Source organism: Streptomyces lusitanus (assembly GCF_042647945.1).
Lineage (GTDB): Bacteria > Actinomycetota > Actinomycetes > Streptomycetales > Streptomycetaceae > Streptomyces > Streptomyces pseudogriseolus.
In genome coordinates, this window is record NZ_JBHRWL010000006.1 from 189,650 (window position 1) to 214,704 (window position 25,055).

Annotated in this window: 22 protein-coding genes; 6 read left to right on the forward strand and 16 right to left on the reverse strand. The window is 73.5% G+C overall.

The features are described 5' to 3' along the window. Window positions 1-16: 16 nt before the first annotated feature. Complete coding sequence (locus ACFOSY_RS10420) at window positions 17-2,062, reverse strand: SPFH domain-containing protein (protein WP_394306463.1); 2,046 nt, start codon at window positions 2,060-2,062, stop codon at window positions 17-19. Window positions 2,063-2,457: 395 nt separating this feature from the next. On the opposite strand from ACFOSY_RS10420, the gene ACFOSY_RS10425 reads away from it, so the two are divergent. Further along, window positions 2,458-3,522 (forward strand): PucR family transcriptional regulator, encoded by a 1,065-nt coding sequence (locus ACFOSY_RS10425; protein WP_394306464.1) that lies wholly within the window; start codon window positions 2,458-2,460, stop codon window positions 3,520-3,522. A 5-nt stretch (window positions 3,523-3,527) separates the two neighbouring features. Here ACFOSY_RS10425 and ACFOSY_RS10430 read toward each other — a convergent pair whose 3' ends face one another. The 4 genes from ACFOSY_RS10430 to ACFOSY_RS10445 all read right to left on the reverse strand — a co-directional run bounded on the left by ACFOSY_RS10430 (window position 3,528) and on the right by ACFOSY_RS10445 (window position 6,561). Then, window positions 3,528-3,968, reverse strand: coding sequence for a DUF6299 family protein (locus ACFOSY_RS10430; RefSeq protein WP_394306465.1), 441 nt, complete (start codon window positions 3,966-3,968; stop codon window positions 3,528-3,530). Window positions 3,969-4,172: 204 nt separating this feature from the next. Further along, window positions 4,173-4,997 (reverse strand): alpha/beta fold hydrolase, encoded by an 825-nt coding sequence (locus ACFOSY_RS10435; RefSeq protein ID WP_394306466.1) that lies wholly within the window; start codon window positions 4,995-4,997, stop codon window positions 4,173-4,175. A 41-nt stretch (window positions 4,998-5,038) separates the two neighbouring features. Beyond that, window positions 5,039-5,437 (reverse strand): RidA family protein, encoded by a 399-nt coding sequence (locus ACFOSY_RS10440; RefSeq protein ID WP_394306467.1) that lies wholly within the window; start codon window positions 5,435-5,437, stop codon window positions 5,039-5,041. Continuing rightward, window positions 5,434-6,561, reverse strand: a complete 1,128-nt coding sequence (locus ACFOSY_RS10445) for an acyl-CoA dehydrogenase family protein (RefSeq protein ID WP_394306468.1) — start codon at window positions 6,559-6,561, stop codon at window positions 5,434-5,436. Before ACFOSY_RS10445 ends, ACFOSY_RS10440 begins: the two co-directional genes overlap by 4 nt. 117 nt (window positions 6,562-6,678) lie before the next feature. Here ACFOSY_RS10445 and ACFOSY_RS10450 point away from each other — a divergent pair, with 117 nt between their 5' ends. Both ACFOSY_RS10450 and ACFOSY_RS10455 read left to right on the forward strand, forming a co-directional pair. Then, window positions 6,679-8,295, forward strand: a complete 1,617-nt coding sequence (locus ACFOSY_RS10450) for an AMP-binding protein (protein WP_394306469.1) — start codon at window positions 6,679-6,681, stop codon at window positions 8,293-8,295. 34 nt (window positions 8,296-8,329) lie between these two features. Continuing rightward, window positions 8,330-9,163, forward strand: coding sequence for a PaaX family transcriptional regulator (locus ACFOSY_RS10455; RefSeq protein ID WP_394306470.1), 834 nt, complete (start codon window positions 8,330-8,332; stop codon window positions 9,161-9,163). 15 nt (window positions 9,164-9,178) lie between these two features. Here ACFOSY_RS10455 and ACFOSY_RS10460 read toward each other — a convergent pair whose 3' ends face one another. After that, entirely contained in the window at window positions 9,179-11,527 is a 2,349-nt protein-coding gene (locus tag ACFOSY_RS10460) for a bifunctional salicylyl-CoA 5-hydroxylase/oxidoreductase (RefSeq protein ID WP_394306471.1), read from the reverse strand. Then, a complete protein-coding gene (locus tag ACFOSY_RS10465; RefSeq protein ID WP_394306472.1) occupies window positions 11,524-12,351 on the reverse strand; it encodes an enoyl-CoA hydratase family protein in 828 nt (275 codons plus the stop codon). The genes ACFOSY_RS10460 and ACFOSY_RS10465 overlap by 4 nt, the downstream gene beginning before the upstream one ends. A gap of 316 nt (window positions 12,352-12,667) precedes the next feature. Between ACFOSY_RS10465 and ACFOSY_RS10470 the strand changes: the two genes are divergently transcribed. Then, window positions 12,668-13,111 carry an ATP-binding protein gene (locus ACFOSY_RS10470; protein ID WP_394306473.1) on the forward strand — a complete coding sequence of 148 codons (444 nt, stop codon included), beginning with the start codon at window positions 12,668-12,670 and terminating at the stop codon, window positions 13,109-13,111. Window positions 13,112-13,190: 79 nt separating this feature from the next. On the opposite strand, the gene argF is transcribed toward ACFOSY_RS10470, so the two are convergent. The 5 genes from argF to ACFOSY_RS10495 all read right to left on the reverse strand — a co-directional run bounded on the left by argF (window position 13,191) and on the right by ACFOSY_RS10495 (window position 20,801). Continuing rightward, entirely contained in the window at window positions 13,191-14,198 is a 1,008-nt protein-coding gene (argF, locus tag ACFOSY_RS10475; protein ID WP_394306474.1) for an ornithine carbamoyltransferase, read from the reverse strand. Between the two features lie 87 nt (window positions 14,199-14,285). Further along, a complete protein-coding gene (locus tag ACFOSY_RS10480) occupies window positions 14,286-15,509 on the reverse strand; it encodes an arginine deiminase (RefSeq protein WP_394306475.1) in 1,224 nt (407 codons plus the stop codon). A gap of 125 nt (window positions 15,510-15,634) precedes the next feature. After that, window positions 15,635-18,196 (reverse strand): polynucleotide kinase-phosphatase, encoded by a 2,562-nt coding sequence (locus tag ACFOSY_RS10485; RefSeq protein ID WP_394306476.1) that lies wholly within the window; start codon window positions 18,194-18,196, stop codon window positions 15,635-15,637. After that, on the reverse strand, window positions 18,193-19,716 hold the full coding sequence (locus tag ACFOSY_RS10490; RefSeq protein ID WP_394306477.1) for a 3' terminal RNA ribose 2'-O-methyltransferase Hen1: 1,524 nt from the start codon (window positions 19,714-19,716) through the stop codon (window positions 18,193-18,195). Before ACFOSY_RS10490 ends, ACFOSY_RS10485 begins: the two co-directional genes overlap by 4 nt. A 161-nt stretch (window positions 19,717-19,877) precedes the next feature. Further along, complete coding sequence (locus ACFOSY_RS10495; RefSeq protein ID WP_394306478.1) at window positions 19,878-20,801, reverse strand: LLM class F420-dependent oxidoreductase; 924 nt, start codon at window positions 20,799-20,801, stop codon at window positions 19,878-19,880. Between the two features lie 211 nt (window positions 20,802-21,012). Here ACFOSY_RS10495 and ACFOSY_RS10500 point away from each other — a divergent pair, with 211 nt between their 5' ends. Further along, a complete protein-coding gene (locus ACFOSY_RS10500) occupies window positions 21,013-21,276 on the forward strand; it encodes a hypothetical protein (protein ID WP_394306479.1) in 264 nt (87 codons plus the stop codon). Window positions 21,277-21,325: 49 nt separating this feature from the next. Here ACFOSY_RS10500 and ACFOSY_RS10505 read toward each other — a convergent pair whose 3' ends face one another. The 4 genes from ACFOSY_RS10505 to ACFOSY_RS10520 form a co-directional block, all read right to left on the reverse strand. Then, window positions 21,326-21,796: a DUF6099 family protein gene (locus ACFOSY_RS10505; RefSeq protein ID WP_394306480.1), complete on the reverse strand. Its 471-nt coding sequence runs from the start codon at window positions 21,794-21,796 to the stop codon at window positions 21,326-21,328. Between the two features lie 180 nt (window positions 21,797-21,976). Beyond that, window positions 21,977-22,369 (reverse strand): nucleotide pyrophosphohydrolase, encoded by a 393-nt coding sequence (locus tag ACFOSY_RS10510; RefSeq protein WP_394306481.1) that lies wholly within the window; start codon window positions 22,367-22,369, stop codon window positions 21,977-21,979. Beyond that, on the reverse strand, window positions 22,362-23,582 hold the full coding sequence (locus tag ACFOSY_RS10515) for an ATP-binding protein (protein WP_394306482.1): 1,221 nt from the start codon (window positions 23,580-23,582) through the stop codon (window positions 22,362-22,364). The genes ACFOSY_RS10510 and ACFOSY_RS10515 overlap by 8 nt, the downstream gene beginning before the upstream one ends. Before the next feature lie 137 nt (window positions 23,583-23,719). Continuing rightward, entirely contained in the window at window positions 23,720-24,118 is a 399-nt protein-coding gene (locus tag ACFOSY_RS10520) for a cell division protein SepF (protein WP_394306483.1), read from the reverse strand. Between the two features lie 218 nt (window positions 24,119-24,336). Here ACFOSY_RS10520 and ACFOSY_RS10525 point away from each other — a divergent pair, with 218 nt between their 5' ends. Next, window positions 24,337-24,897 carry a YdeI/OmpD-associated family protein gene (locus ACFOSY_RS10525; protein ID WP_394306484.1) on the forward strand — a complete coding sequence of 187 codons (561 nt, stop codon included), beginning with the start codon at window positions 24,337-24,339 and terminating at the stop codon, window positions 24,895-24,897. The last annotated feature ends 158 nt before the right edge of the window (window positions 24,898-25,055 follow it).

Genomic DNA, 25,055 nt, shown 5'->3' on the forward strand with positions numbered 1-25,055 from the left:
CCCGGACGGGTGGTGGTCAGGCCCCGGTACGGCCGTTCAGGTCGGCCAGCGGAGTGTCCGCCAGACCCAACTCACCTGCCTTGTCGAGCAGTTGCCGGAACTGCCCGCTGCTGTCACCGCCCTGCTTCATCAGCTTCGTCAGCAGGGCGGCCACCGTGAGGTCGCGCACGTCGGAGGTGGAGACGGAGCCGAGCATCCGGCTCAGGTCGTCGGTGAAGCTCGCGGAGCCGTCCAGCCAGGGCCCGGCGAGGGCCTGCACGGCCTGGGAGTTCTGGACGAAGCCGTCCACGCCCTTGCCAAGCGAGATGGACGACACCAGGCGGTCGAAGAACACCGAGTCGCCGCCGACGATGTTGATGTCCGCGTTCTCCAGGCCGGTGGCGAGCACGGTGGCCTGGGCCTCCGCGACCTGCCGCTGCACGTCCAGACCGGCGAGCCGGACGTCCTTCTCGGCCTCCAGCCGCAGGCGGTACTCCTCGTGGCCGCGGGACGCCTCGTCGAGCGCGGCCATCGCCGCCGCCTTCTCGGTGAGGCCGGCCGCCTCGGCGCGCAGCTTGCCGGAGATGGCCTCCGCCTCCGCGACCGCCTTGGCGCGGGCGCCCTCGGCCTCCGCGCGCAGCCGGGCCTCGGTGGCCTCGGCCTCGGCACGGCCGGCCTTCTCGATGACCTCGGCCTCCTTGTCGCGGACCTGGACGGCGGCGAGTCCCTCGGCGGCGGACTCGGCCCGCACGCCCTCCGCGAGCCGCACCTTGGCCTTGGCGTCCAGGTCGGCGGTCTTCAACCGGGCCTCGGCGAGGGTGAGTTCCTCGGCGGCGCGGTGCGCGGCGGCCTGTTCGGCGGCCTCGGCGGCCTTGATGTCCTTGACCAGCTTCTCCTGCGCCTCGGCCTCCGCCGCGATGATCACGGCCTGCCGCCGGCGCTCCGCCTCCTCGACCGCCCGCAGCTTCTTGATGGACTCCTCCTGCTCGGCGACCGTACGGTCCACCGCGACGCGCTCGCGGATGACCTCGGCGATCTCCCGCTTCTCCGCCTCGACCTCCTTGTCGGCGGCGATCCTGGTCAGCGAGGTCTCCCGCTCGCGGGCGATGACCTCCAGCAGGCGGTCCTTCTCGATGCGCTCGCTCTCCACGGCGATGACCCGCTCGCGGTTCTTCGCGGCGACGGCGACCTCACGCGCCTGGTTCTCCCGCTGCACGCCGAGCTGTTCCTCGGTGCGCAGGAAGGCGCTCTGCGCCCGCAGCCGCTCCTCCTCGACGACCCGCGCGGTCTCCGCCTCCTCGCGGGCGCGCACGGTCTCGATCTCCCGCTTCTGCTTGATCTCCGCGTCGGCCTGCCGCCGCTGGAGCTCCAGGATCGCCTCGCGCGCGTCGACGTCCTGCCGGGTGATCTCCTTCTCCTCGTTGCGCTGCGCCTCGTTGGTGCGCACGTGCTCCACCGCGGTCAGCTCGGTGATCTTGCGGATGCCCTGCGCGTCGAGGACGTTGCCCGGGTCGAGCTGGGTGAGCGGCGTCTGCTCCAGGTAGTCGATCGCGGCGTCCTCGAGGTGGTAGCCGTTCAGGTCGACGCCGATGACCTCGATGATGCGGTACCGCAGTTCCTCGCGCTTGGTGTAGAGGTCGGTGAAGTCCATCTGCTTGCCGACGGTCTTCAGCGCCTCGGAGAACTTCGCGTGGAACAGCTCCTGGAGCGTGTCGCGGTCACTGGCGCGGGCGGTCCCGACGGCCTGGGCGACCTTGACGACGTCCTCGACGGTCTTGTTGACCTTGACGAAGAACGTGATGCGGATGTCCGCGCGGATGTTGTCCCGGCAGATCAGTCCTTCCTTGCCGGCGCGGGTGATCTCGATGGTCTTCACCGAGATGTCCATCACCTCGGCCTTGTGCAGCACGGGCAGCACGACCGAGCCGGTGAAGGTCACGTCGACCTTGCGGAGCTTGGAGACGATCAGGGCCTTGCCCTGTTCCACCTTGCGGAACAGCTTGGTGAGCGTGAGCAGGCCGATGAGCACGAGCAACAGGGCGGCGCCGGCGAGTACGGCGATGCCCACGGTGGCGGCATCCATGGGACACGTCCTTCTGGGCTGACTTACGGGCAGAAGTCGGATGTGTGCGGCGCCTCGCGGGCGAGGGCCTCAAGGGTGCGGGGCCTCGCGTGGGGACGAGGCGGTGACGTCGGATGGTGAGGGAGACGGCTCAGCGGGCGGCACGGTTTCGCGCCGGGCGCGGAGGGTTGCCTTCCGGTGGATGCCGTCGGCCGGCACCGCTCCCCCACCGGTTCCGGTGCCGGACACCTGCCGGTGTCCGGCACCGGAACCTCCGCGGTGCTCCCCTCGGCCCATGGTGCACGGTCCGGCCCGCATCCCGCATTGCCGGTTTCCGGCAATGTTCACTAGGGTCTGCGTGCCGGTGAGCCGCCATGCACGCAACAGAACCGCGCCGGGAAGCCGAGGGGGACGACGTGCCGGAACGAGACATCCCGGAGCAGTATCTGGAGGGTTACGCCCGCATCCTGGCCGAGGTCGCGGCCACGGGCAGGCGTCTCACCCGCGACGAGCTCGCCTCCCGCCGCGCCCTCGGAGAACAGGCCGCCGAGGCCGGCTTCGGTCTGCGCTCCCTGGTCATCGCCCACCTCGCCGCCGCGCGCGACGCCTGGCCGGCCCGCGGCACGGACACGGCCGACGGGGCGCTGGCCGCCGTGCAGCAGGCGGTGGACGCGTTCGCCGAAGGATACGAGCGGGCGCAGCGGATGGCGATCCGTCAGGAGGAGGCGGCGCGGCGGGAGTTCATCGACGACCTGCTCTACGGACGCAGCGACCTGGGCCGGCTGGCCGAGCGCGCCGAACGGTTCGGGCTGCGGCTCTCCCACGAGCACGCGGTCGCCGTCGCCCGGGGCCCCGTCGCCTACGAGGACGGGGACCCGGTGCCGCGTCAGGTGGAGCGCGCCCTGATCGCCCGGTTCGGCGACCGGAGCATCCTGCTCACCACCAAGGACGGGCGGCTGCTGTGCATCGCGCCCGGCCACCAGCAGGACGTGCTCACGCACTTCGCCAAGCAGGCGCACGCCGCCACCGACGGCGGCCAGGTGGCCGTCGGACGCCCGCAGTCGGGGCCGGGCGGGGTGGTCCAGTCGTACGAGGAGGCCCTGAACGCGCTGGAGATCGCCGAGCGTCTGGACCTGGACGACCCGGTACTGCGCGCCGCCGACCTGCTGGTCTATCCGGTGCTGGCCCGCGACCGGCAGGCCATGGCCGACCTGGTGCACAACACCCTGGGCCCGCTGACCGGGGCGCGCGGCGGGGCCGGGCCGCTCCTGGACACGCTCACCGCCTACTTCGACTCCGGCTGCGTCGCCGCCGAGGCGGCCCGGCGGCTGTCGCTGAGCGTGCGGGCGCTGACGTACCGGCTGGAGCGGATCCACCGGCTGACCGGCGCCGACCCCGGCGATCCGGCACACCGGTACATGCTCCAGACGGCCGTCATCGGGGCGCGGCTGCTGAACTGGCCGGAGACGGCGGTGGCGTAGGCGGCTCAGGCCGCGGCGGCGGCGAGGGTGACGTCGTGGCGGCTGACGGCGTGCGGGACGGGGAGGACCAGGATGCCGCTGCCACGCAGCTCCATCAGGGTGGCCTCGACCTTGGCCGGGCCCGCCTTCAGGGCGTCCTTCGGAACCTTGCCGCTGTTCTCCCAGCGGTGCTCGGCGCCGTCGCACACGGCGGCGGTGCCGCCGATGCCGTAGGTGACGTTCGGCGTGCTCTGGTTGACGGAGGAGCTGACGAAGACGGGTCCGGTGTTCGCGACACAGCGGTAGGTGCCGGTGAGGGTGACGGTACCGTCGGCGGCGATCCGGCCCTCCGGGTCGACGGTGACGTACTCCGCGGGGGCGGCCACGGCGGAGGGGGCCGCCGCGGCGGCGCCTACCAGCAGCAGCGCGGCGCAGGACGCGGCGCCGAGGAGGGGGCGCAGGGGCATGAGGAGTACCTCCGAGGTGAGCGGAAGGGGCCCCTCCACCAGTACCGGCCCCACGGGGGCGCGGCCACTCATGGTCACCCTTCAGGGGCGGAGTGGGCAGCGCAGGCGCACATGGGTGACCGTCCGCGCAGTTCCCCGCGCCCCTGATGGGGGCGCGGGGAACTGCGCGAGCAACCCCCACCGGCCCGCACCCGGGCGACCCGCTCAGCCGTTCGCCACGAACCACCGCAACAGCGACGCCAGTCGCCGGGGGCGGTCCTCCGCGATCAGCGTCCTGGTGTTCCGCAACTCCACCAACCGCCCCCGCGGCAGCAGTTCCGCCAGCATGCGCCCATGTGTGCGCGGCATCATCACATCCTCCGTCGCCCAGACGACCCGCGCCGGGCGCTCGAAGCGCCGCAACCCCCGCGCCGCCTCGAGAAGCTCCGTACGCCGCACGTGCGCGACGTAGTGCCGGAAGTCCCGGCGGATCGCCGGATCCGTGCGCAGAGGGCGCAGCCATCGCTCGACCACGTGATCCGGCACCGGCCGTTTCGTCAGGGCGCCGAAGCCCACGGGAAGCCGGCGCAACGGCTTCCAGCCCAGGGTGCGGACCATCAGCGGAAGTCCGCCCGGCACCCTGCACGCGACCCCGATCATCTTGCCGGGCAGGCCCGGCGGGTAGTTGTCGAACGCCTCGCACGAGATCAGCACCAGCCGCGCCAGCCGCTCGGGGTGCCGGACGGCGACCGTCTGCGCACGCCCGCAGTCGCTCTCGACGAGCGTGACGTCCCGCAGGTCCAGCCGGTCGAGGAACTCGGCGATCAGTTCGTTGACCAGGTCCGGGGTGGGCGGCCGCCTCATCGGCACACGGTGCGCGCCGTACGGGAGGGTCGGCGCGACGAGGCGGTGGTCGGTGCGCAGTTCGGCGACGACATGGCGCCAGACGGCGGCGTCGTGCAGCAGGCCGTGCAGCAGCACGACCACCGGCCCCTCGCCGCCCGTGTCCTCGTACTCGACGGTCCCGGCGCTCAGCTCGATCTCCGGCATCGCTCCAGGCTAGGAGCAGCGGCTCAACCGCGCCCGCCGGCTCACGGCAGGACGGCGAACCCGTCGAGTTCGACCATCGCCTCCTCGTCCCACAGCCGGACCACCTCCACCACCGCCATCGCCGGGTAGTCGCGGCCCGCCAGGTCCCGCCAGACGCGGCCGAGTTCGCGGGCGTGGGTGCGGTACGCGGCGACGTCGGTGGCGTAGACGGTGACGCGGGCCAGGTCGGCGGGGGTGCCGCCGGCGGCGCGCAGAGCGGTGAGGAGGTTGGTGAGGGCGCGGGTGAACTGTTCGGGGAGGGTGTCGCCGACGACCTTCCCGTCGCCGTCGAGGGCGGTCTGGCCGGCCAGGAACACCACGCGGGAGCCGGTGGAGACGACGGCGTGGGAGAAGCCGGCGGGCGGGGACAGGTCGGGCGGGTTGACGCGCTCGGCGGTCACCGGGCCTCCAGGGTCTTGTACAGCTCCTTGGCGATGATGCCGCGCTGGACCTCGCTCGCCCCCTCGTAGATGCGCGGCGCGCGGACCTCGCGGTAGAGGTGTTCGAGCAGATGGCCCCGGCACAGGGCGCGCGCGCCGTGCAGCTGGACGGCGGTGTCGACGACGTACTGGGCGGTCTCGGTGGCCAGCAGCTTCGCCATCGCGGAGCGCCGTGGCACGTCCGGCGCGCCCTCGTCGTACGCGGTGGCCGCCGCGTAGACCATCAGGCGGGCCGCCTCCGTGCGGACGGACATCTCGGCGACCTGGTGGGCGACGGCCTGGAGGTCCTGGAGCCGGCCGCCGAACGCGCCGCGCCGTGCGGTGTGCGCGACGGTCGCGTCCAGCGCGGCCTGCGCCATGCCGACGGCGAAGGCGCCGACGCTGGGCCGGAACAGGTTGAGGGTGTCCATGGCGACCCGGAAGCCCGCGTCGGGCTCGCCGAGGACGTCGGCGGCGGTGACGGGGACGCCGTCGAAGCTGAGGGATCCGATGGCGTGCGGGGCGAGCATGTCGAGGCGGCTGCCGGTGAGGCCGGGCCGGTCGGCGGGCACCAGGAAGGCGGTGACGCCGCGCGCGCCGGCGCCGGGGGTGGTGCGGGCGAAGACGGTGTAGAGGTCGGCGTCGGGGGCGTTGGAGATCCAGCACTTCTCGCCGGTGAGCCGCCACCCGTCCGGGCCGTCGCGCTCCGCGCCCAGGGAGAGCGCCGCCGCGTCGGAGCCGGCGCCCGGTTCGGACAGGGCGAAGGCGGCGACCGCCGTGCCGTCACTCACCCGGGGGAGCCAGCGGTCCCGCTGTTCGGGGGTGCCGTGGGCGTGCACGGGGTGGGCGCCGAGGCCCTGGAGGGCGAGGGCGGTCTCCGCCTCGGTGCACTCCCGGGCGAGCGACTCGCGCATCAGGCACAGCTCCAGGGCACCGGCGGTGAACAGCCGGGACAGCAGCCCTAGGGCGCCCAACTCGGCGACGAGGGCCCGGTTGACGCGGCCCGGCTCGCCCTTCTCGGCGAGGGGCCGGAGCCGTTCGGCGGCCAGGGTGCGCAGCTCGGCGCACCGGGCGAGCTGTGCCTCGTCGAGCGAGAATGCGGTCATCGCCGGTCCCTTCCCTCGCCGCTGGGCCACCCCCGAGGTTATCGCGAACCGTTGACTGCCGTCACCAACACGATACGCTCCAGGGGCGAGCCCACCACGCCAAGGGGGCGAATCGACATGAATCCCCGGCCCACCGCGCACGTCGACACCTTCGCCCGCGACCATCTCCCGCCACCGGACGAGTGGCCCGAGCTGCGTTTCGACCTGCCGGAGCTGCGCTACCCCGAGCGGCTGAACTGCGCCGCCGAACTGCTCAGCGGCCAGGACGACGGCCGCCCGGCGTTCCGTACGCCCGACGGCGGCGTCTGGACGTACGGGGAGCTGCGCGCCCGCGTCGACCGGCTTGCCCATCTGCTCACCGGGGACCTCGGGGTGGTGCCCGGCAACCGGGTGCTGCTGCGCGGACCCACCACGCCCTGGCTGGCCGCCTGCTGGCTGGCGGTGCTGAAGGCGGGCGCGGTCGCCGTCACCGTGCTGGCCCAGCAGCGGCCGCACGAGCTGGCCACCATCTGCGCGCTCGCCGAGGTGCGGCACGCCCTGTGCGACGTGCGCTCCCTCGACGACCTCGTCAAGGCCGAGGTCCCGGACCTGCGGATCGCCGCGTTCGGCGGCGACTCCCGCGACGACCTGCTGCACCGCCCGGCGCCCGACGGCCCGTACGAGGCGGTGCCGACCGCCGCCGACGACGTCGCGCTGATCGCCTTCACCTCCGGCACCACCGGGAAGCCCAAGGGCTGCATGCACTTCCACCGGGACGTGCTGGCGATCGCGGACACCTTCTCCCGGCACGTCCTCAAGCCGGTCGCCGACGACGTGTTCGCCGGCAGTCCCCCGCTGGGCTTCACCTTCGGGCTGGGCGGCCTGGTGGTGTTCCCGCTGCGCGCGGGCGCGAGCGCGCTGCTGCTCGAACAGGCCCACCCTTCCCAGCTGCTGCCGGCGATCGCCGAGCACCGGGTGTCGGTGCTGTTCACCGCGCCCACCGCCTACCGGGCGATGCACGCGGAGGCGGACGGCCACGACCTGACCAGCCTGCGCCGCTGCGTCTCGGCCGGCGAGAACCTGCCGGCCGCGACCTGGCAGGCCTGGCACGACCTCACCGGCCTGCGCATCATCAACGGCATCGGCGCCACCGAGCTGCTGCACATCTTCATCTCCGCCGCGGACGACGCCGTCCGCCCCGGCGCCACCGGCGTCCCGGTGCCCGGCTGGCAGGCGCGCGTGCAGGACGCGGACGGCGTCCCCGTGCCCGACGGCCGGCCCGGGCTGCTCGCGGTGCGCGGCCCCGTCGGCTGCCGCTACCTGGCCGACCCGCGTCAGCGGGACTACGTGCGGGACGGCTGGAACGTCACCGGCGACACCTACGTCCGCGACCCCGACGGGTACTTCCGGTACGTGGCCCGCGCCGACGACATGATCATCTCGGCGGGGTACAACATCGCCGGGCCCGAGGTCGAGGACGCCCTGCTGCGCCATCCGGACGTGGTGGAGGCGGCGGTGGTCGGCCGGCCCGACGCGGCGCGGGGTCAGGTCGTGGTGGCGTACACGGTCCTCAAGGAGGGCGCGGAGCGTGACGCGGAGGCGCTGCGGGCCTTCGTGAAGACGGAGCTGGCGCCCTACAAGTGCCCGCGGGAGATCGTCTTCCTGGACGCGCTGCCCCGCACGGCCACCGGCAAGCTCCAGCGGTTCCGGCTGCGCACCTCCGCCGACACCGGCGCCGGGAACGACCAGGGATGACGCCGGGGATACGGGCCCGCTGACACGACCTAAGATGATCAACGTGTCCGACCAGCATGCTCCACGGTCTCTCATCGTCACGCTCTACGGCGCCTACGGCCGGTTCGTGCCGGGCCCGGTGCCCGTCGCGGAGTTGATCCGGCTGCTGGCCGCCGTCGGCGTGGACGCGCCGTCCGTGCGTTCCTCGGTGTCCCGGCTCAAGCGCCGCGGACTGCTGCTCCCGGCCCGCACCGCCCAGGGCGCGGCCGGTTACGAACTGTCCCCCGAGGCACGTCAGTTGCTGGAGGACGGCGACCGGCGCATCTACGCCGGCGCGCCGCCCGCCGACGAGGGCTGGGTGCTCGCGGTGTTCTCGGTGCCGGAGTCCGAGCGGCAGAAGCGGCACGTGCTGCGCAGCCGGCTGGCCGGTCTGGGCTTCGGCACGGCCGCGCCCGGCGTGTGGATCGCCCCGGCCCGGCTGTACGAGGAGACCCGGCACAGCCTCGAGCGGCTGCGGCTGGACCGGTACGTCGACCTGTTCCGCGGCGAGCACCTCGGGTTCGCGGCCACGGCGGAGGCGGTGGCCCGCTGGTGGGACCTGAAGGCGATCGCGGAGCGGCACGAGGCGTTCCTGGAGCGGCACGCGCCGGTGCTGCGGGCCTGGGAGCAACGCACGGACGCCCCGCCCGAGGAGGCCTACCGCGACTACCTCCTCGCCCTGGACTCCTGGCGCCACCTGCCGTACACCGACCCGGGCCTGCCCGCCGGTCTGCTGCCGGCGGACTGGCCCGGCACCCGCTCGGCGTCCGTCTTCCTGGCGCTGCACGAGCGACTGCGGGACGCGGGGGCCGCGTTCGCGAACCCGGCTTCCGATTCCGCGGCGGACTGACGCGGTCCTACGGCTTCACACCCCGGGTGCCTGGGCGAGCGGCGGGTCGGACAGGGTGAGCCGCGGCCTGGGTGCGTCGGTGCGGCCGGTGCGGGGCGGACGGCTGCCCGCGCGGTACTGGGGAGGCCAGAGGACGCCCGGTCCCTCGTAGCCCTGCTCGGCGGCGGCGTGCAGCGTCCAGTGCGGGTCGTACAGATGCGGTCGGGCCAGCGCGCACAGGTCGGTACGACCGGCCAGGATGAGGGAGTTGACGTCGTCCCAGGAGGAGATCGCGCCGACCGCGATCACCGGGACGCGGGCCTCGTTGCGCACCCGGTCGGCGAACGGCGTCTGGTAGGAGCGGCCGAACTCCGGCTCCTCGTCGGCCACGACCTGACCGGTGGACACGTCGATCGCGTCGGCCCCGTGGTCGGCGAAGGCGCGGGCGATCGCCACCGCGTCCTCCGCCGTGGTGCCGCCCTCCGCCCAGTCGGTCGCGGAGATCCGCACGGTCATCGGCCGGTCCTCCGGCCACACCGCCCGTACCGCGTCGAACACCTCCAGCGGGAAGCGCAGCCGCTTCTCCGGCGAGCCGCCGTAGGCGTCGGTGCGGTGGTTGGTCAGCGGCGACAGGAAGCCGGAGAGCAGATAGCCGTGCGCGCAGTGCAGTTCGAGCAGGTCGAACCCGGCCCGCGCGGCCCGCACCGCGGCGGCCGTGAACTGTTCGCGCAGGTCGGTCAGTTGCGCGCGGGACAGCTCGCGGGGGGTCTGGGACCCCGGCTTGTACGGCAGCGGGGACGCGGCGACCAGGGGCCAGTTGCCCTCGTCGAGCGGCTCGTCCATGCCCTCCCACATCAGCCGGGTCGAGCCCTTGCGCCCGCTGTGGCCGAGCTGCACGCCGATCGCCGTGCCCGGCGCGCGGGTGTGCACGAAGTCGGTGATCCGCCGCCACGCCTCCGCCTGCCGCCCGCTCCACAGGCCCGCGCAGCCCGGGGTGATCCGGCCCTCCGGGCTGACGCACACCATCTCCGTCATCACCAGGCCCGCGCCGCCCAGCGCGCGGGCGCCGAGGTGGACGAGGTGGAAGTCGCCGGGCAGACCGTCGGCCGCCGAGTACATGTCCATCGGCGAGACCACGACCCGGTTGCGCAGGGTGAGTCCGCGCAGCCGGAACGGCGTGAACATCGGGGGCGTGCCGGGCGGGCAGCCGAAGCCGCGCTCCACCGCCTCGGTGAACCGGGCGTCGCGCAGCCGCAGGTTGTCGTGGGTGACCCGGCGGCTGCGGGTGAGCAGGTTGAACGCGAACTGGCGCGGCGGCTGGCGCAGATACAGGGCCAGGTTCTCGAACCACTCCAGGCTGGCGCGGGCCGCGCGCTGGGTGGAGGCGACGACGGGCCGCCGCTCCGCCTCGTAGGCGTGCAGGGCGTCGGTGATCGTGGGCTGTTCGCTCAGGCAGGCGGCGAGGGCGAGGGCGTCCTCCACGGCGAGCTTGGTGCCGGAGCCGATGGAGAAGTGGGCGGTGTGGGCGGCGTCCCCGAGCAGCACGACGTTCCCGTGCGACCAGCGCTCGTTGACGACCGTACGGAAGGTGGTCCAGGCGCTGTTGTTGGAGCGCAGGGGGCGGCCGCCGAGCGCGTCGGCGAAGATCTTGGCGCAGCGCTCGACGGACTCGGTCTCGTCGGCCTCGTCGAAGCCGGCGGCCCGCCACACCTCTTCGCGCATCTCCACGATGACGGTGGAGGCGTCGGCGGAGAACGGGTAGCCGTGCAGCTGCATCACGCCGTGCTCGGTCTCGGCGATCTCGAAGCGGAACGCGTCGAAGGGGAAGTCGGCGGCCAGCCAGATGTAGCGGCAGCGGTGCGCGGTGATGTGGGGGCGGAAGACGTCCGCGAAGGCGGCGCGGGTGGTGCTGTGGACGCCGTCGGCGGCGATCACGAGGTCGTGGGTCTCCGCGAGGCGGGCGGGGTCCGGGACCTCCGTCCGGAAGCGGAGGTCCACGCCGAGGGAGCGGCAGCGCTGGTGAAGGATCTCCAGGAGACGGCGGCGGCCGAGGGCGGCGAAGCCGTGTCCTCCGGAGGTGTGGCGGGTGCCGCGGTGGACGATGTCGATGTCGTCCCAGCGGACGAACTCGGTCGTGAGGGCGGAGTAGACCTCCGGGTCGGCGTGTTCGATGCCGCCGAGGGTTTCGTCACTGAGGACCACGCCGAAGCCGAAGGTGTCGTGGGGGGCGTTGCGTTCGTGGACCGTGATGTCTCTGGTGGGGTCCAGGCGTTTGAGGAGGGCGGCGGCGTAGAGGCCGCCTGGGCCTCCGCCGATGATCGCCACGCGCAGGTGCGGCGCCGTGGGGGCTGGTCGCGCGGTTCCCCGCGCCCCTGACCGGGTCATCGTCCCCTCCATTTCGGGGCGCGCTTCTCCGTGAAGGCCGCGTGGAATTCCGCGTAGTCCTCGCCGGTCATCAGGAGGGCCTGGGTGGCGGCGTCCAGTTCGACCGCTGCCGCGAGCGGCATGTCCAGTTCGGCCGTGAGCAGGGCCTTCGTCTGGGCGTGGGCCAGGGCGGGTCCTTCGGCGAGGCGGCGGGCCAGCTCGCGGGCCGCCGTGTCCGCGCCGCCCTCGTCGGTGAGCGCGCTGATCAGGCCGATCCGCTCGGCCTCCGGGGCGTGCACCGGCTCGCCCAGCATCAGCAGCCGGGTGGCGTGGCCCAGCCCGACGACCCGGGGCAGCAGGTAGGCGGCGCCCATGTCGCCGCCGGACAGACCGACCCGGGTGAACAGGAAGGCGAAGCGGGCGGTGGGGTCGGCGACCCGGAAGTCCGCGGCCAGGGCGAGGACCGCGCCTGCGCCCGCCGCGACCCCGTGCACCGCGGCGATCACCGGGAACGGGCACTCGCGTACCGCGCGGACGACCTGGCCCGTCATCCGGTTGAAGTCGAGGAGCTGCGCGGTGTCCAGGGAGAGGGTGGCGCCGATGATCTCGTCGACGTCGCCGCCGGAGCAGAAGCCGCGGCCCTCGCCGCCCAGCACGAGGGCGCGCACCGCCCGCTCCCGGGACAGCTCGGCGAGCAGGTCGCGCAGGTCGGCGTAGGCGCCGAAGGTGAGCGCGTTCAGCTTCTCGGGGCGGGCGAGGGTGACATGGGCGACGCCGTCGGCGAGCTCGACGCGCAGATGCTCCCAGCGCGCGGTGCGGGCGGCGGAGCCGGTGAAGGGACTCATGAGGGCGGCCTCCTCGGGCGGGCACTGCGCGGCTCAGTGAGGTCTGCCCCTCGAAGTTATCACCGGTTGGTGACTGTCGTCACGAGTACGCGATACGCCGTTCGGGCGCCGTCACGCACGTCACGGATCATCGACTGCTCGGTAACGGTGCGGGCGTGCGTGCGAGGCGGGGTCGCCGGGCGGGTAGGCCGCGGATGCCGGGGCGCAGCGCTCCGGACGGCGCGCCCGGCAGGGCTCCGGTGCCACCCGATCCCGGGGGCGGGACCGGGTGAGGCGGGCCGTACCATGGGCACTCGATCACGGGAGCGCCCGCTCCATGAACGGAACCGCTGTGTACGAACCCCCCGCCATCCCCACTTCCTGGCGCGTCGCGCTGCCGCACACGACCGCGGCCGTGCCCGTCGCGCGTGCCCTGGTGCGCACGGCGCTCGCCGAGCGGGAGCACTCCGCCGACTGCGACACGGCGGAGCTGCTGACGGCGGAGCTGGTGGCGAACGCCGTGGAGCACACCTCCGGCGCCACCCCGATCGAGCTGGTCCTGCGGCTGCTGCCGGCCGGTTTCCAGGTGGAGGTGCACGACGCCGACCCGGAGCCGCCCCGCGACCTCACCCGGCCCAACCTCGGCCTGCCCGACCCGTGGCAGGAGCACGGGCGCGGGCTGCTGCTGATCCGCTCGCTCAGCTCGTCGTGCGGACACCGCCCCACCGAGTCCGGCAAGGTGGTGTGGTTCCGGCTGCCGGGTCAGCGGCGTCCGGTCTGAGGCGTCCCGTCAGCCGGGGGGCGGTGGCCCCTCAGCCGAGGGTCGCGGCGTTCCCACGGCCGGGGGTGGCGGCGTTCCCTCAGCCGAGGGTGGCGACCAGCACCGCCTTGATGGTGTGCATACGGTTCTCCGCCTCGTCGAAGACCAGCGAGTGCGCCGACTCGAACACCTCGTCGGTGACCTCCAGCGACTCCAGGCCGTGCGCCTCGTACACGTCCCGCCCTACCGCGGTGCCCAGGTCGTGGAAGGCCGGCAGGCAGTGCAGGAACCCGACGTCCGGGTTGCCGGTGGCGCGCAGCACGTCCATGGTCACCGCGTACGGCGCGAGGGCGGCGATCCGCTCCCCCCACACCTCCTTCGGCTCCCCCATGGACACCCAGACGTCGGTGGCGACGAAGTCGGCGCCCGCCACGCCCTCGGCGATCTCCTCGGTGAGCGTGATGCGGGCCCCGCTCGCCGTGGCCAGCTCGCGGGCGCGGTCGACCACCTCCTGGGCGGGCCAGTACGTCTTCGGGGCGACGATGCGCACGTCCATGCCCAGCAGGGCCGCGGTGACCAGGTAGGAGTTGCCCATGTTGAAGCGGGCGTCGCCGAGGTACGCGAAGGCGATCCCGGTGAGCGGCTTCGCGCTGTGCTCGGTCATGGTGAGCACGTCGGCGAGCATCTGGGTGGGGTGCCAGTCGTCGGTGAGCCCGTTGTAGACGGGCACGCCCGCGAAGGCGGCCAGCTCCTCGACCTTGGCCTGACTGTCGCCCCGGTACTCGATCCCGTCGTACATCCGGCCGAGCACCCGCGCGGTGTCCTTCACGGACTCCTTGTGGCCGATCTGCGAGCCGGACGGGTCGAGGTAGGTGGTGGAGGCGCCCTGGTCGGCGGCGGCGACCTCGAAGGCGCAGCGGGTGCGCGTCGAGGTCTTCTCGAAGATCAGCGCGATGTTCCTCCCGCGCAGGTACGGCGTCTCGGTCCCGGCCCGCTTGGCGGCCTTCAGCTCCGCGGCCAGCTCCAGCAGGCCGCGGAACTCCTCCGCGGTGAAGTCGGCCTCCTTGAGGAAGTGACGGCCGGCGAGGGGGGTCGGGACTGTCGCCATGGGGGCGCTCCAGGACTGGGGGACACGAATCCGTGGAAGTCTATACGACGATCCGCAATTCTATACAGCGTGTTCACGCTCCGCGCGCTACACCGGGTCCCGCTCGACCGGACAGCTCATGCAGCGCGGCCCGCCCCGGCCCCGGCCCAGCTCGCTGCCCGGGATCTCTATCACCTCGATGCCCTGTTTCCGCAGGTGCGTGTTGGTGGTGACGTTGCGTTCGTAGGCGACGACCACGCCCGGCTCGACGGCCAGCACGTTGCAGCCGTCGTCCCACTGCTCCCGCTCGGCCGCGTGCACGTCCTGGGTGGCGGTCAGCACCCGGATCTCGCTCAGGCCGAGCGCGGCGGCGATCGCCCGGTGCATGTGCTCCGGCGGATGGTCGGTGACCTTCAGCTCCGCCTCGTCCGCACCCGGCTCGATCGTGTACGAGCGGAGCATGGGCAGGCCCGCGTACTGGGTGAAGGTGTCGCCGTCGACCATGGTCATCACGGTGTCGAGATGCATCAGGGCGCGGCTCTTCGGCATGTCGAGGGCGACGATGGTGCGCGCCGAGCCGGCCGCGAACAGCTTGTGCGCGAGCATCTCCACGGCCTGCGGGGTGGTGCGCTCGCTCATCCCGATCAGCACCGCGCCGTTGCCGATCACCAGGACGTCCCCGCCCTCGATGGTGGACGGGTAGTCGGCCTGCCCCTCGGACCACAGGCGGAAGGACGCGTCCCGGAACATCGGGTGGTGCCGGTAGATCGCCTCGAAGTGCACGGTCTCGCGCTGCCGGGCCGGCCACCGCATGGCGTTGATGGCGACTCCGTCGTAGATCCAGGCGGAGGTGTCGCGGGTGAAGAGGTGGTTGGGCAGCGGGCGGAGCAGGAAGTCGTCCAGCTCCATCACATGGAAGCGCACGGAGACCGGCTCGTGGTGGGAGTCGAGGAACTCCCGCTTCGTCATGCCGCCGATCAGCGCCTCGGCCAGCTCCCACGCGGGCAGCGTCTCGAACGCGGCGCGCAGATGGTCGGTGGCCAGCGGGCCGTACTCCTTCTCGTCGAAGACCCGGTCCAGCACGAGCGCGCGCGCCTCGGGCAGCTCCAGCGTCTCCGTGAGCAGGTCGCCGAACAGGTGGACGGTGACGCCGCGGTCGCGCAGCACGTCCGCGAACCCGTCGTGCTCGGCGCGCGCCCGGCGCACCCAGAGCACGTCGTCGAAGAGCAGCGCGTCCTTGTTGCTCGGGGTGAGCCTTTTGAGCTCGAGATCGGGCCGGTGCAGGATGACGCGGCGCAGCCGCCCGGCCTCGGAGTCGACGTGGTAGGTCATGACTCCATCCTGACCGCCACGGCCCGGGTTCACCCCTGCCCTCGCCGAATCCCGTCCGCCCCACGCCGAAGGCGGACGGGGCGCGGAGGAACGGGTCCTCCGCGCCCCCCGCACCCGCGCGCGCGTCACAGGCGCGGGTCGACCGGCTCCGACTCCAGGGCGAGCACCGCGAACACCGGCTCGTGGACCCGCCACAGCGGCTCCCCGTCGGCGAGGCGGTCCAGGGCCTCCAGGCCGAGGGCGTACTCGCGCAGGGCGAGGGACTGCTTGTGGCCGAGGAAGCGGGACCGCAGCCGCGCCAGGTTCTCCGGCCGGGTGTACTCGGGGCCGTAGATGATCCGCAGGTACTCCCGGCCACGGCACTTGATGCCCGGCTGCACCAGGCGTCCGGCGCCGTCGCGGGCCAGGGCGTCGACCGGCTTGACGACCATGCCCTCGCCGCCGCGCCCGGTCATCTCCAGCCACCAGTCCACGCCGGCCCGCACCGACTCGGGGTCGGCGGTGTCGACGAAGAGCCGGCGGGTGGTCTGCAACAGGCCGGTGGCGTCGTGCTCGACCATGCGGTCGATCAGGGCGAGCTGCCGGTCGTGCGGCAGCGCGGCCAGGCTGCGGCCCTGCACGGCGAGGATCTGGAACGGCGCGAGACGCACGCCGTCCAGCCCGTCGGTGGTCCAGCAGTAGCGGCGGTACGCGTCGGTGAAACCGGCCGCCGCACCGGCCCGCTCGCGCTGCCGGGTCAGCAGCTCCCCCACGTCGACGCCGCGGGCCGCGGCCCCCTCCAGCGCCGTGAGGGCGGACGGGAAGACCGCGCCGGCCGCGGCGCCGACCGCCGCGTACTGGGAGCGCAGCAGCCCGGACGCCTTCAGCGACCACGGCATCAGCTCGGCGTCCAGCAGCAGCCAGTCGGTGGCCAGTTCCTCCCACAGCCCGGCCTCGGTGACCGCCGTGCGCAGCCGGCCGAGGACCTCCTCGGTCATCTCCGCGTCGTCGAAGAACGGCCGGCCGGTACGGGTGTACAGCGACCCGGTCTCGCCCCCGGCCGCGCCGAACCGGCGGGCCGCCACGCCCGCGTCACGGCACACCAGGGCCACCGCGCGCGACCCCATGTGCTTCTCCTCGCACACCACCCGGGCCACACCGTCCTGCGCGTAGCGGGCGAACGCCTCCTCGGGGTGCTCCAGGTAGCCGTCGCGCTGCGAGGTGGCGGTGGGCGCCATGGTCGGCGGCAGGTACGGCAGCAGCCGCGGGTCGAGCGCGAACCGGCTCATCACCTCCAGCGCTGCCGCCGCGTTCTCCTCCCGTACGCCCACCCGGCCCATGTGCCGGGTCTCCACCACGCGCCGGCCGTGCACGTCCGCCAGGTCCAGCGGACGTCCCTCGTGCCCGCCTGGCGCCTCGGTGCGCAGCGGCCGCACCGGCTCGTACCAGACCCGCTCGGCCGGTACGTCGACCAGCTCGCGCTCCGGCCAGCGCAGCGCGGTGAGCTTGCCGCCGAACACCGCGCCGGTGTCCAGGCAGATGGTGTTGTTCAGCCAGGTCGCCTCGGGGACGGGGGTGTGGCCGTAGACGACGGCGGCCCGGCCGCGGTAGTCCTCGGCCCACGGGTAGCGCACGGGCAGCCCGAACTCGTCGGTCTCGCCGGTGGTGTCGCCGTAGAGGGCGTGGCTGCGGACCCGGCCGGAGGTGCGGCCGTGGTACTTCTCGGGCAGACCGGCGTGGCAGACCACCAGCCTGCCGCCGTCGAGGACGTAGTGGCTGACCAGTCCCTCGACGAACCGGCGCACCTCGGCGCGGAACTCCTCGCTCTCGCCCTCCATCTGCGCGATCGTCTCGGCGAGTCCGTGGGTGTGCTGAACTTTGCGGCCCTTGAGGTGACGGCCGAACTTGTTCTCGTGGTTGCCGGGCACGCACAGGGCGTTGCCCGACTTCACCATCGCCATCACCCGGCGCAGCACGCCCGGGCTGTCGGGGCCGCGGTCGACCAGGTCGCCGACGAACACGGCGGTGCGGCCCTCGGGGTGGACGCCGTCGACGTAGCCGAGCTTGCCGAGCAGCGCCTCCAGCTCCGAGGCGCAGCCGTGGATGTCGCCGACGATGTCGAACGGGCCGGTCAGGTGGGTGAGGTCGTTGAACCGCTTCTCCGTGACGACGGTGGCGTGCTCGACCTCCTCCACGCCGCGCAGCACGTGCACCTTGCGGAACCCCTCGCGCTCCAGGTGGCGCAGGGAGCGGCGGAGTTCGCGGGTGTGGCGGCGGACGACCCGGCGGGGCAGGTCGGCGCGGTCGGCACGGGCCGCGTTGCGATCGGCGCACACCTCCTCGGGCACGTCGAGCACGATGGCGATCGGAAGCACGTCGTGCTGCCTGGCCAGGTCGATCAGCTGGCGCCGGGCGTCCTGCTGGACGCTGGTGGCGTCGACGACGGTGCGGCGGCCGGCCGCGAGGCGCTTGCCCGCGATGTAGTGCAGCACGTCGAAGGCGTCACGGGAGGCGCTCTGGTCGTTCTCGTCGTCGGCGACCAGACCCCGGCAGAAGTCGGAGGAGATGACCTCGGTCGGCTTGAAGTGACGGCGCGCGAAGGTGGACTTGCCCGAGCCGGAGGCGCCGATCAGCACGACCAGGGACAGGTCGGTGACCGGCAGGGCACGGCCGCGCGCGGCGGCGGTGGTGTCGGTGGTGGTGGTCATGCGGCCTTCGCCTCCTTCGGGGTGACGGGTTTCGGGGCGTCGGACGTCGAGGTGACGGACTTCGACCTGTCGGGCTTCGGGGTGTCGAGCCGGAACACGGCCATCTGCGTGGGCGGGCCGACCTCGGGGTCGTCCGGCCCGACGGGCAGGAACTCCACGGCGTAGCCGTGCCGTTCGGCGACGGTGCGGGCCCAGCCGCGGAACTCCTCGCGGGTCCACTCGAAGCGGTGGTCGCCGTGCCGGACCTTGCCGGCCGGCAGGTTCTCCCAGCGCACGTTGTACTCGACGTTGGGGGTGGTGACGCACACCGTCCGGGGGCGGGCGGCGCCGAACACCGCGTACTCCAGTGCGGGCAGCCGCGGCAGGTCCAGGTGCTCGATCACCTCGCAGAGCACGGCCGCGTCGTAGCCCTTGAGACGCTTGTCGGTGTAGGCGAGGGAGCCCTGGAGAAGCGTGACGCGGGACGCCTGCCGCTCCCCCATGCGGTCCAGCTTCAGCCGCCGGGAGGCGATGGTCAGCGCCCGCATCGACACGTCCACGCCGACGATCTCGGTGAACGCCGGGTCCTTCAGCAGCGCCTGCACCAACTGGCCCTGACCGCAGCCGAGATCGAGCACCCGGGCAGCGCCGGACGCGCGCAGCACGGCCAGGATCGCCTCCCGCCGCTGCACGCCGAGCGGGGTCGGCCTCTCCTCGTCCTCGGTCTCCGGCTCGACGGCGTTGTCGAGATCCTCGACCTCGCTGTCGTCCGCCTCGGCCAGCCGGACCAGCTCCAGGCGCTCCTGCGCCCGCCGGGTCAGCGACCAGCGGTGGGAGAGGTAGCGCCGGGTGATCAGCTCGCGCTCGGGGTGTCCGGCCAGCCAGCCGTCGCCGACGCGCAGCAGCTTGTCGACCTCGTCCGGGGCGACCCAGTAGTGCTTGGCGTCGTCCAGGACGGGGAGCAGTACGTAGAGATGGCGCAGCGCCTCGGCGAGGGTGAGGGCGGCGGACTCCAGGGTCAGGCGTATGTGGCGCGAGTCGCCCCAGTCGGGGAACTCGGTGTCCAGCGGCACCGGTTCGGCGGTCACCGTCCAGCCGAGCGGCTCGAAGAGGCGGCGGACCAGGGCGGCGCCGCCGCGCGCGGGCAGCGCGGGCACCTCGACGCGCAGCGGCAGCGGGACGCCCGGCAGCTCGGGACGGGCCGCGCAGACGCCGCGCATGGCGGTGGAGAAGACGGAGCCGAGGGCGACGGCGAGCAGCGAGGAGGCCGCGTACGGGCGGTCGTTGACGTACTGGGCGAGGGCCGCGTCGGGCGCGCCGCCGCGGCCCTTGCCCTTGGAGCGCCGGACCAGTGCCACCGCGTCCACCTCCAGCAGCAGCGCCGCCGTGCAGCGTTCGGCGTCCGCCTCGGGGTAGAGGACGTGCGCCGTGCCGTACGACGTGGAGAACGCCTGCGCCTTCTCGGGATGCTTGTGGAGCAGAAAACCGAGGTCGGTCGCCGGGCGCTGCGCGGAGCCGGTGGTACTGATCGTCAGGAACACGGAGTCACACCTCGAGACACCTTCTGAGCTGCGGGAACACACCGGGATTCCGGTGTCCGCCCAACGTACAGCGAAGGGGTCGCGGGGGTCCGGGCATTTTTCGCCCGGTACGTGAGCGGGGGCCGCCCCCGGTGGGGACGGCCCCGCTGTGGTGCCGTGGGTCAGGACAGCTGGGACTGGACCTGGGAGGAGATCAGCTCCAGGTGGTCCAGGTCGGACAGGTCGAGCACCTGGAGGTAGATGCGCCGGGAGCCGGCCTCGGCGTAGCGGCCGATCTTGTCGACCACCTCGGCGGGGGAGCCCGCCAGGCCGTTCGTCTTCAGCTCGTCGACCTCGCGGCCGATGGCGGCGGCGCGGCGCGCCACCTCCTGGTCGTCCCGGCCGACGCAGACGACGAGGGCGTTGGAGAAGACGATCTCGCCGGGGTCGCGGCCGATCTCACGGGCGGCGTCCCGGACCCGCTCGAACTTGGCGGCGGAGTCCTCGGCGGCGGCGAACGGGAGGTTGAACTCGTCCGCGAACCGGGCCGCCAGGCTCGGGGTCCGCTTGGCGCCGTGGCCGCCGATCAGCACGGGCACCTTGGACTGGGCCGGCTTGGGCAGCGCGGGCGACTTGGTGAGGTCGTAGTAGGTGCCGTGGAAGTCGAAGGTCTTGCCGGCCTCGGTGGCCCACAGACCGGTGACGATCTCCAGCTGCTCCTCGAGACGGGCGATCTTCTCCTTGGGGAAGGGGATGCCGTACGCCTTGTGCTCCTCCTCGAACCAGCCCGCGCCCAGGCCGAGTTCGACGCGGCCGCCGGACATCTGGTCGACCTGTGCGACCTGGATGGCGAGCACGCCGGGGAGGCGGAAGGTGCCGGCCGTCATCAGTGTGCCGAGGCGGATGCGCCTGGTCTCGCGGGCGAGTCCGGCGAGGGTGATCCAGGCGTCGGTGGGACCGGGCAGGCCGTCCCCGGATCCCATGCTCAGGTAGTGGTCGGAACGGAAGAAGGCGTCGAAGCCGAGGTCCTCGGTGGCCTTGGCGACGGTGAGCAAGGTGTCGTAGGTGGCCCCCTGCTGGGGCTCGGTGAAGATGCGAAGATCCATGACTCCATCCTGCACGCTTCCTGGCGCGGGGGCGCGCGAGCAGGGTCGGCGTGCCTCGTCGCACGCCGGTGGTGCGACGGGGAGTGACCGGGGGTGGGGAAGATCGTTGGGCTCGTTCGGAGCCGGAGCGTCCGGCGCCCGCGCCGGCCCTGTGGACGCCGGGGTGTCACCGTGTCGGCCCCGGTCGGGGCCAGGGGCCGAGGGGGCCGTCATGTCGGAGGAGCAGAGCAGTGTGCCGCGGGTGGCGCAGGGGCGGCAGGGGCCACAGGGGGCGCAGGTGCCGCCGGGGGGTGGGGTGGCCGGGGGGCCGCCGGTGGGGCTGCTGGCGCAGATGGATCTGCTGATGGCGGCGCTGAACGCGGATCTGTCCGCGTTGGACGCGGAACTTCAGGGGGCGGGGCCTCAGGGGGTGGGTGCCGCACCGGAGCGGGGGCCGGGAGAGGACGGCTCGGCGGAGGAGAGCGGAGGTCGCTGAACGGAGGTCGCTGAGCGGCCGGCGGGCGGACGGTGTGGCGGGAGGGCGGTCAGCCCGCCTCCCGCCGGGGTAACGCCGCCTCCCGCTCCGCCAGCTTGCGCAGCATGTCCCGGACGCGGTCCCGTGCCTCGTCGGCGGCGTCGATGGCCTCGACGCAACTCCAGTACGTCGCCTCGTCGTCGGCGGCGCAGGCGATGCCGACCAGGGCGATGCCGACGTCGCCGAGCAGGCCGCCGAGGTGCATCAGGCACGCGTGGGTCTCCCCCAGCTCGGTGAGCCGGGCCGCGCGCGGTCCGTCGGGGCCGAGCGGCGGCGGGTCGAGGACGCCGCAGCCCCGGTCGGCCAGATCGGCCAACATGATCGCCTCGTTGCGCAGTTGGGGCGGGCCCACCAGGGCCAGGCGGCTCCCTATCGCCTGGGCCAGTGCCTGCGCCTGCCACACCTCGGCCATCAGCTCCGGCACTCCGCCGCCGGCGGCCAGGGCCCTCCTGCTTGTCACGATGAGCCGCACAGCGTCCATGCGCTGCCCCCGTCTGTCCGACGCGCTGCCCACGCGTCCGCATCCGTTGAACTCCCTTGTTCACTACCCAGAGTGAAGCTTGGTGAGACAAAAGGCCAGAGGAAGTCCGAAATCTGTGGACACCACTTGGCGCCGAGGCGTGTTTTCGACCACGGAGCGTGAGAACGGAACGCATGGCTCCTAGGCGCGCGGCGGAGTGTCGGACCGCTCAGGACCCGACTCCGGCTCCGGCACCGGGAACCTGTGCTCGTTCCGGTCGATCTTCTCGGCCAGGGCGGCGAGCGGGTCGATGCCGAGGACCTCGCAGAACTGGAGGAGGTAGGCGAGCACGTCGGCCACCTCGTCGGTGACGCGGTGCGCGGTGTCCGGGTCGTCCATCACGCGGGCGGACTCCTCCGGCGTCAGCCACTGGAAGATTTCCTGCAGTTCGGCGGCCTCGACGCCGAGCGCGGCGACGAGGTTCTTGGGCGTGTGGTACGGCTGCCAGTTCCGCGCGGCGGCGAAGTCGGCGAGGCGGCGCCGGAGCGCGGGCAGGTCGGCGGGCCGGGACGCGTCGTCGTGCGGGTCAGTCACGCCTCAGGTGTACCACGGTCGCCCCGGGCACCCCGGCGGCCCAGGTGGCGTCGCTCACCGCGCCGACCAGGCGGATGTGCCCGCGCTCGCACATCCGCGCCGCCAGCGCCAGCAGGGCCGCGCGCTGGGCCGGGTCGAGCGCCCGGTCCAGGCCGTCGGCCAGGACGGTGAGGCACTGGAGGGCGGCCGGCACCTCGCCGGGCACGTCGGCCTCCAGCACCCCGGGTCCGGTGAGCAGCACCAGCGCGAGGGCGGTGTAGCGCAGTTCCCCGTCGCCGAGCCGGCGCAGCGTGGTGCGGGCGCCGTCGCCGCGGTCCAGCACGGCGCGCACCAGGCGGCCCCCGGCGAACGGCTCGGCGAGCAGGTCGGCGACGGGTCCTGCGCAGCCGACGCGCATCGCGTCCACGAGGAGCGCGTGGCGGCGGGTGCACTCGGCGCGGGTGCGCCACAGCACGTCGGCGAGGTTCTCGCAGCCGGGGAGCAGCCGACCGCCGCCGGCCGGGACGGGTTCGCGCATCCGCTCGGGGCGGGGGTCGCAGGGGAAGACGGAGCGCAGCGCCACCAGCATCTGCTCGGCCGCCGCCAGCACCCGGAGCTGTCCGGCGGTCGTGCCGGCCACGCGCAGCGGCAGCAGTGCGGTGCCGAGGCGGTCGTCGGGGAGGGGCGCGCGCGTGACGGCGGTGGCGCCCGCCGTGTGCCAGGCGGCCTGCACGGCGCGGCGGCTGGGGTCGCGCAGCGCGGTCTCCAGCAGGACCAGGCCGTCGGCGGACAACCGCTCCCCCACGATGCGCAGTTCGGGCTCCGCCTGGACGGCGATCTCCAGGCGGACCGGGCCCTCCGGGCCGTCGGCGGTGCAGCCGATACGGAAGCCGCGGCGGCGCTGGGCGTCGGGCCGGGCCCGCTCCGGGACGCAGGCCGACGGGTCCGGGAACACCTCGCCCAGCTCGGCCCCGCCGCCGAGCCGGGCGAGCGCCTCGTACGCGCGCAGCGCGGTGGTCTTGCCCGTGCCGCTGGGACCGGCGAGGAGGGTGAGCTCGCCCAGGCGGAACGTGGTGCCGCGGTGCCCGGCGAAGGCGGAGAGCAGGAGCTCGGTGACGCGCGGCAGGCCGGGCCGCCGCGCCCGGCCGGTGTCGGTGGGGGCGTGCGTAAGGGGTTCGGCGACGGGCCGTGGGGGTGCGGCGGGCCGCGGGGGTGCGGCGGACGGCGAGGTCATGCGCGGGACGCTAAACGCTTTCCCCGCCGCCGAATCGTTCCGTCAGAGGCCTTTCCTACGAACGGACGGCGCGCCCGCGTCGGGCACGGACGCGCCCGTGCGCCGCGCGCGGCGCGCGCCGCGCGGCGCGTGAGGCCTCATGCGCCCGGCGCCCCGACGCCCTCCATCAGACCCGTGACCTCCATGCCCTCCGGCGTCAGCAGGAAGACGTTGCGGTCGACGCGGTGCATTCCGCTGGCGAGGCCGAACACGACCCCCGTGCTGAAGTCGAGGACGCGCTTGGCGACGTCCGGCTCCGCGCCCGTCAGGTCGAGGAGGACGGGTATGCCGGACATCAGGGTCTCGGCGACCTCGCGGGCGTCCGCGAAGACGTTCACACGGAGCACGACGAAGCGGCGCCGCGCCGCCTCCGTGCGGGCCTCCGGACTGGCGCGGTGGCCGACCGAGGACGGCCACGCGTCGCGGCCCCGCAGCGGCACGACCTGGGCGAGCCCCTCCCACTGTTCGTCGGTGACATCGTGGCTGCTCACCGGCATGCTCCGTCCCCTGTCGCGCTGGCTGTCTGCATCGGCCAATTCTTACCCATGGTCACCCGTTCGGCCCAATAACGACACGCTCCGCCATCGTTGGCCGCGCAACACCCCGATGGGGGGCGGCCGTTGACCTGGCCGTCGGACACGGCTTGCATGGGCGCATGGCTGGTGGGACGGGTGGTACGACAGGGCCGACTAGGCCGACAGGGCCGACAGGGCCGGTGCTGGGTTTTGACACCCAGGAGGAGTTCGAGGCGTGGCTGGAGGAGCATCAGGGGGACGCCGAGGGGCTGTGGCTGAAGATTCCGCGGAAGGGGTCCGGGCTGGGCGGCGTCGACTACGCCACCGCGCTGGAGTCCGCGCTGTGCTTCGGGTGGATCGACGGGCACAAGAGGAGTCTGGACGAGACGCACTGGGTGCAGCGGTTCACCCCGCGCCGGGCGCGGAGCCGGTGGTCCGCGGTCAACCGGCAGAAGGCGATCGAGCTGATCGAGCGGGGGCGGATGCGGCCGGGCGGGCTGCGGGAGGTGGAGAAGGCGAAGGCGGACGGGCGGTGGGAGGCCGCGTACGCGAGTCAGCGGACGGCTGTCGTGCCGGAGGATCTGCGGGCGGCGTTGGATGCGGCGCCTGTGGCGGCGCGGGAGTTCTTCGAGGGGCTGGACAGCCGGAATCGGTACGCGATTCTGCATCGCGTCGAGGAGGCGAAGCGGGCGGGGACGCGGGCGGCGCGGATCGAGAAGTTCGTGGCCATGCTGGCCAGGGGCGAGAAGCTGTATCCGTGAGGGTTCGGGGCGCAGAGGGTGTTCGCCCCCGCCGCCCCTTCCCGTCCCGACCCCGGGGCTCCGCCCCGGACCCCGCTCCTCAAACGCCGGAGGGGCTACATATAGCCCGTCCGGCGTTTGAGGACGAGGCCCGTCAGGGCCGACAAGGGGGGTGTGGG

Excerpts from the sequence above, each read along its gene's own strand:
- ACFOSY_RS10435 (WP_394306466.1), bottom strand. The coding sequence starts at position 4,997 with ATGCCGGAGATCGAGCTGAGCGCCGGGACCGTCGAGTACGAGGACACG.
- ACFOSY_RS10460 (WP_394306471.1), bottom strand. The coding sequence starts at position 11,527 with ATGACCCGGTCAGGGGCGCGGGGAACCGCGCGACCAGCCCCCACGGCG.
- ACFOSY_RS10445 (WP_394306468.1), bottom strand. The coding sequence starts at position 6,561 with ATGACCGCATTCTCGCTCGACGAGGCACAGCTCGCCCGGTGCGCCGAG.
- ACFOSY_RS10470 (WP_394306473.1), top strand. The coding sequence starts at position 12,668 with ATGAACGGAACCGCTGTGTACGAACCCCCCGCCATCCCCACTTCCTGG.
- ACFOSY_RS10495 (WP_394306478.1), bottom strand. The coding sequence starts at position 20,801 with ATGGATCTTCGCATCTTCACCGAGCCCCAGCAGGGGGCCACCTACGAC.
- ACFOSY_RS10455 (WP_394306470.1), top strand. The coding sequence starts at position 8,330 with ATGATCAACGTGTCCGACCAGCATGCTCCACGGTCTCTCATCGTCACG.
- ACFOSY_RS10515 (WP_394306482.1), bottom strand. The coding sequence starts at position 23,582 with ATGACCTCGCCGTCCGCCGCACCCCCGCGGCCCGCCGCACCCCCACGG.
- ACFOSY_RS10485 (WP_394306476.1), bottom strand. The coding sequence starts at position 18,196 with ATGACCACCACCACCGACACCACCGCCGCCGCGCGCGGCCGTGCCCTG.
- argF (WP_394306474.1), bottom strand. The coding sequence starts at position 14,198 with ATGGCGACAGTCCCGACCCCCCTCGCCGGCCGTCACTTCCTCAAGGAG.
- ACFOSY_RS10420 (WP_394306463.1), bottom strand. The coding sequence starts at position 2,062 with ATGGATGCCGCCACCGTGGGCATCGCCGTACTCGCCGGCGCCGCCCTG.
- ACFOSY_RS10465 (WP_394306472.1), bottom strand. The coding sequence starts at position 12,351 with ATGAGTCCCTTCACCGGCTCCGCCGCCCGCACCGCGCGCTGGGAGCAT.
- ACFOSY_RS10500 (WP_394306479.1), top strand. The coding sequence starts at position 21,013 with ATGTCGGAGGAGCAGAGCAGTGTGCCGCGGGTGGCGCAGGGGCGGCAG.
- ACFOSY_RS10480 (WP_394306475.1), bottom strand. The coding sequence starts at position 15,509 with ATGACCTACCACGTCGACTCCGAGGCCGGGCGGCTGCGCCGCGTCATC.
- ACFOSY_RS10505 (WP_394306480.1), bottom strand. The coding sequence starts at position 21,796 with ATGGACGCTGTGCGGCTCATCGTGACAAGCAGGAGGGCCCTGGCCGCC.
- ACFOSY_RS10450 (WP_394306469.1), top strand. The coding sequence starts at position 6,679 with ATGAATCCCCGGCCCACCGCGCACGTCGACACCTTCGCCCGCGACCAT.
- ACFOSY_RS10520 (WP_394306483.1), bottom strand. The coding sequence starts at position 24,118 with ATGCCGGTGAGCAGCCACGATGTCACCGACGAACAGTGGGAGGGGCTC.
- ACFOSY_RS10430 (WP_394306465.1), bottom strand. The coding sequence starts at position 3,968 with ATGCCCCTGCGCCCCCTCCTCGGCGCCGCGTCCTGCGCCGCGCTGCTG.